Source organism: Sulfitobacter sp. HI0129 (assembly GCF_001635395.1).
Lineage (GTDB): Bacteria > Pseudomonadota > Alphaproteobacteria > Rhodobacterales > Rhodobacteraceae > Sulfitobacter.
This window is the reverse complement of record NZ_LWGH01000444.1, coordinates 1-5,582: the sequence shown is the minus strand read 5'-3', so window position 1 is coordinate 5,582 and position 5,582 is coordinate 1. Positions and strand designations below refer to the sequence as shown.

Annotated in this window: 5 protein-coding genes and 1 pseudogene; all 6 read left to right on the top strand. The window is 64.6% G+C overall.

Features of this window, described 5'->3' with window-relative positions; genetic code table 11:
* Positions 1-504 (top strand): annotated as a pseudogene (locus A3764_RS12130) (carbohydrate ABC transporter substrate-binding protein); the annotation flags it as partial.
* A 111-nt stretch (positions 505-615) separates the two neighbouring features.
* On the top strand, positions 616-2,148 hold the full coding sequence (glpK, locus tag A3764_RS12125; RefSeq protein ID WP_067928057.1) for a glycerol kinase GlpK: 1,533 nt from the start codon (positions 616-618) through the stop codon (positions 2,146-2,148).
* A gap of 3 nt (positions 2,149-2,151) precedes the next feature.
* The gene (locus A3764_RS12120) at positions 2,152-3,297 is read left to right on the top strand and encodes an iron-containing alcohol dehydrogenase (RefSeq protein ID WP_067951626.1); all 1,146 of its coding nucleotides are present in this window, start codon (positions 2,152-2,154) and stop codon (positions 3,295-3,297) included.
* A gap of 295 nt (positions 3,298-3,592) precedes the next feature.
* Positions 3,593-3,859 (top strand): hypothetical protein, encoded by a 267-nt coding sequence (locus A3764_RS24680; protein ID WP_150120936.1) that lies wholly within the window; start codon positions 3,593-3,595, stop codon positions 3,857-3,859.
* A 63-nt stretch (positions 3,860-3,922) separates the two neighbouring features.
* Positions 3,923-4,126: a hypothetical protein gene (locus tag A3764_RS24675; RefSeq protein WP_150120937.1), complete on the top strand. Its 204-nt coding sequence runs from the start codon at positions 3,923-3,925 to the stop codon at positions 4,124-4,126.
* Between the two features lies 1 nt (position 4,127).
* Positions 4,128-5,549: a TolC family protein gene (locus tag A3764_RS12115; RefSeq protein ID WP_067928452.1), complete on the top strand. Its 1,422-nt coding sequence runs from the start codon at positions 4,128-4,130 to the stop codon at positions 5,547-5,549.
* Positions 5,550-5,582: the final 33 nt, after the last annotated feature.

Genomic DNA, 5,582 nt, shown 5'->3' with positions numbered 1-5,582 from the left:
ACCCCGGTGGATCGCGCCAAGGCCGCATGGCTCTACGCGCAGTTCGTCACCTCCAAGACGGTGGATGTGAAGAAGTCCCACGTCGGCCTGACCTTCATCCGCGAGTCCACGGTGCAGCATGACAGCTTTACCGAGCGTGCGGACAAGCTGGGCGGTCTGGTGGAGTTCTACCGTTCACCTGCGCGCGTTGCGTGGTCGCCCACCGGCACCAACGTTCCGGACTATCCGAAGCTGGCGCAACTGTGGTGGCAGAACATCGGCGACGCCATGTCCGGTGCGAAGACACCCCAGGAAGCGCTGGATGCACTCTGCGCCGATCAGGAAAAGGTGCTGGAGCGTCTGGAGCGTGCCGGTATTCAGGGCGATATCGGTCCCAAGCTGAACGAGGAAATGGACGCGGAGCACTGGTTCGCCCAGGAAGGCGCGCCCTATCCGAAGCTCGAGAACGAAGACGAGGAACCCAAGACGGTCAGCTATGACGAACTGATCCAGTCCTGGCAGTAAGCCCTGTCTGCGACCGGGGCCCCCTGTGGGCCCCGGTCATTCCACGGGATACCCCGCTTGAACTGCACGGGCCGGACGGCCCATAAACATCCCTCAGAAGCGAGGTGATCCATGACGCATATTCTGGCCATCGACCAGGGGACCACATCCAGCCGTGCCGTGCTGTTCGATCAAGGGTTGAACGCCATCGCATCGGCGCAGGAAGAATTTCCGCAGATTTATCCCGACAGCGGCTGGGTGGAGCATGACCCGGCTGACCTGTGGTCCACCACCGCCGCGACCTGCCGTGCCGCCATCGAAAAGGCGGGCGGGCGCGCGGAGGGCATTGCCGCCATCGGCATCACCAACCAGCGCGAGACCACGATCGTCTGGGACCGTGAAACGGGCCGACCCATTCACAACGCGATCGTTTGGCAGGACCGGCGTACATCGGCCCTCTGCCGCAAGCTGAAGGACGAAGGCTTCGAGGAGACCGTGACCGCCCGGACCGGCCTGCTGCTCGATCCCTATTTCAGTGCCACCAAGCTCGCCTGGCTGCTGGAGCACGCCGAGGGCGCGCGCGAAAAGGCCGAGGCGGGCAAACTCGCCTTCGGTACGGTGGACAGTTGGCTGGTCTGGAACCTTACCGGTGGTGCCGTCCATGCGACGGATGCCACAAACGCGGCGCGCACCATGCTCTATGACATCCGCAAGGGCCGCTGGAGCCGCACGATCTGCGACAAACTGGGGATACCGCCCGCGATCCTGCCCGAGGTGCGCGACAGCGCCGCCGACTTCGGCGAGACGCGCCCCGATCTTTTCGGTCGCCCCATCCCGATCCGCGGCATCGCCGGGGATCAGCAGGCCGCGACCGTCGGGCAGGCCTGCTTCAAACCGGGCATGCTGAAATCGACCTACGGGACCGGCTGCTTTGCGCTGATGAACACCGGCGATACGCCCGTCACGTCGCAGAACCGGCTGCTCACTACCATTGCCTACCAGTTGGATGGCAAACCGACCTACGCGCTTGAGGGATCGATCTTCATCGCCGGGGCGGTGGTGCAATGGCTGCGCGACGGGCTGAAGATCATCCGTGAGGCGAAAGAGACGCAACCGCTCGCCGAGCGGTCGGACCCGACGCAGAACGTTGTTCTGGTCCCGGCCTTTACCGGGTTGGGGGCACCCTATTGGAACGCCGAATGCCGGGGTGCCATCTTTGGGCTGAGCCGCAATTCCGGCCCCGAGGAGTTTGCCCGGGCAGCGCTGGAAAGCGTGGGCTACCAGACCTGCGATCTGCTTCAGGCGATGCAGGCGGATTGTGAGCGGGAAGGTCTGGCGGGCGGCACCGGCGGCGGCGCGACGCTACGGGATATCTCTTCCACCGCGACGCTGCGGGTAGACGGCGGCATGAGCGCCTCTGACTTCGCCATGCAGTTCCTGTCTGACATCATCGGGGCACGCGTCGACCGGCCGAAGGTTCTGGAAACAACCGCGATGGGCGCCGCGTGGCTGGCGGGATACCGGGCCGGGGTTTGCCCGGATCAGGAGGAATTCGCCAAGACATGGGCGCTGGAACGTTGCTTCGAGCCGCAGATGGATGACGACACCCGCGCGCGCAAATATGCGGCCTGGGGGCGGGCCGTCGATGCCACCATGCGCTTCTGACCGATGGAGCCCTTTGCCCTGACGTCGCCGGCGCGCACCCTTTTCGGACGTGACTGCCGCCATCGTACCGCTGAACTGGCGGGGCAGCTGGGCCGCCGGATGGTGCTGGTGCGCGGACGCTCCGTTCCTTGGGTCGACGATCTGCGCGCGGAGCTGGAAGCATCGGGTCTCGCACTTGAGGTGATCCATTCCTCGGGCGAGCCCACCCTTGACCAGGTACGCGACGCGCGGCAGCAGGCCCGCGCGTTCGGCGCGGACTGTATCCTCGCCGTCGGCGGGGGTGCCACAATCGATCTGGGCAAGGCGCTTGCCGGTCTCTGCCCCAGCCCGGGCGATCCTGCCGATTATCTGGGGCTCGACGGGCAACCCGCCGAGGTGCTGGAACCCCCGCTGCCCTTCGCCGCCGTCCCGACGACCTCTGGCACGGGCGCCGAAGCGACCCGGAACGCGGTGCTGGGCGTGCCGGAGCGGGGGCTGAAGGTCAGCCTGCGGGACACGCGCTTGGTGCCCACGCTGGCCATCGTCGATCCGGCCCTGACGGACGATGCTCCCATGGCGCTCACACTGGCGAGCGGGCTCGACGCCATCACCCAGCTTGCCGAAAGCTACCTGTGCAACCGGGCCAACCCGGTCACCGACGCGCTCTGCCGCGATACCTTGCCGGATGCCATTCGCGCCCTGAAACGGCTCACGCAGGGGGAATGCCCCGCCGCGCGCGATACGATGGCGCGGGCGAGCTATCTCAGCGGTCTCGCGCTGGCCAACTCCGGGCTGGGCATCGTGCATGGGCTGGCATCGGTCATCGGGGGCCGGGGCGGGGCGCATGGGGCGATCTGTGGGCGGCTTCTGGCGGATGCCCTTGCCGTCAACCGTGAGGCCATGGAGGACCGGGGCAGGGACGGCGGGCGGATTTCCGACGTCGCGGGCTGGCTCGCCGATGGGCTGGGAGCAGAAGGCGCTGACGGCATCGGTGCGCTGCGGTCCTTTCTGGCCAAGCAGGATTTCCCGAGCCTCAGCGATTTGGGCGCGCCTTCCGCCGCCTTCGCCTCTGTCGCCGAGGCAGCCATGGCGGCGTCTTCCACGAAGGCCAATCCGGTCGAACTGACCAAGGCGGAGATTCTGGGCATATTGCAGGACGCAGGGGCATAGGGCGGATGCGGCAAACCGCCCACGCGGCAAGAACTCACGCGTATCTCACGATAACGTTTTTTAGAGCGAAATCAGTTATTTATATTGTACCCAAGAAATTTTATGCACAATAGTTCTTTATCTATTCTTGGAATGGGCAGCTTGAGCCGCTTTGATACAATCTGATACTTGTGAAAGTCAGGTTTGCGGCATTAATTCCGTCCTCATGAGAACCTTCGCAAAAACAGTTTGTGGATTGTGCGTCACGGCGTTTGTCGTGTTGGCCATTCTGGCATCACCGTCGAATGCGACGGTAATGATCGACTGTGAATTGCGTCCCCACAGCGGTGCCGTTCAGATGCCCTCGGTGGATGTAACTACGGATGACGCTTCTGATATGGCGCGCTCCGGTGCGCATATTTGCGGCAATTGCAAGGCTCATGCCTGCGTCTTGGCCACCGATTTCGGTGACTTCAATACCGTTCCAGAAGGCGTGGTGCTATCCGATGGCTACCGCATGGCCGATGGTGGAATAATCCTCATACAAGGGCCCGAGGGTCTGCTGAGGCCCCCACGCGGCTGACGTTTCCGATCGTGGCGACGATCCTGTCGCCGTTGGAACACCTCCTATAGTGGAATACCCCTGATGAAAATTGCAGTAGCGGCTTTGGTGCCGCTGGCGATTGCGGCCTGTTCGCCGCTTGAGCCACTCCCCCTGGGCGTAGAGACGTCCAGCCCTGTCCTTGCGACCTCACACCTGCAGTCCGGACCTTCGGTTGAATACCAAGGCTACCGGGTGGTCCAGCCCGACGACTGGCGCAGCCTGAACGACACGCAAAAGGGACATTGAGATGAAGAAAAGACTCGTTTCCTCCGTTGCGGCCTTTGCCGTGCTGGCCGCCTGCGCCGATACCGCCACGATCGGCAGGGTCAGCGCCCCGGGTGCCGGTTTTGCCTCGGTTTCCGAACGCGGTGTCAAGGCGCTGGCCAGTAAACCCGCCTGGCACCAGACCCCCGCGGCCATCGCGCGTGCGGAATTGCAGACAAGAGCGCTTGTCGAAGGCAAGACAATTTCGGCGGATACCGCCGTGCAAGCCGCACTGCTCAACAATCGCGGCTTGCAGGCGGCCTATGCGGAACTGGGTCTGTCCGCCGCCGATGTCTGGGAAGCCGCACTCGGCCCCATTCCCACCATCGGCGTGTCGGTTTCGGGCTTTGCGGGTGATGTGACCCGCACGCTCGAAGCGACCCTGCTTACGGCGGTGCTCGACGCGGCGACGGCGAAACCCCGTACCCGGGTGGCGGAACTGCGGTTCCAGCAGGCACAACTGGCCGCTGCGGGAGAGACGATCGCGCTCGCCGTGGAAACGCGCCGCGCATGGATCGAAGCGGTCGGGGCCTTCGAAGCCGCGGCATTGATCGCGCGCACCCAGAACGCTGCCGATGCGGCCTCTGAACTGGCGACCGAACTCGGGCGTACCGGGGCGCTCAACGCGGCGGATCAGGCGCGTGAACACGCATTCAACGCCGAAGTCGCGGCAGAGCGCGCCGATGCCAAGCTCGAAGCGCAACTGGCGAAAGAACGGCTGGCCCGGCTGATGGGTATCCCGCTGGGTCAGGTCACATTCTACGTGCCCGACGCGCTTCCCCGGTTGCCGGCGCGTTCACGCTCCCGGTCCGATATCGAAAGGCTCGCCCTGCAGAACCGGGTCGACCTCGCGGCGGGGCGGCTTGAACTGGAAGCCATTGCCGCGGATTACAGGCTGACGGGGCAGACACGTTCGGTTTCCGACATCACCGCGGCAGCGGGCCTTGGCGTGGAGCAGGAAAACGGCACCTCGGGTGTCGAAGTGACCCCCGTCATCGACGTGGAGTTCGAGATACCGCTCTACGACACGGGCAAGCTCATCTCGCGGCGCGGCTCGCTCGAATATCTGCGGGCCGCCAACATGCTGGCGCAATCGGCGGTGAATGCCCGGGCCGAAGCCCGTGCGGCCCACAAGGCCGTGACCGGCAAACATGATGTCGCGCGCCACTGGCGCGATGTGGTGCTGCCGCTGCGGCGCACGATCGATGCCGAAGCGCTGAAGTCCTACAGCGGTATGATCAGCTCCACCTTCGAATTGTTGGAGGATGCCCGCGATGGGCTGGAAGCGGAGCTCGACGCTGCCGAAGCCAAACGTGACTACTGGTTGGCCGAAACCGATGTGACCGCCGCGATCTGGGGCGGGTCGGTCGAGGTCGGAGCAAATGACGAAGGAGAAGACGAATGATCAATCGCAGACAACTCCTGGGCGCCGGCCTGA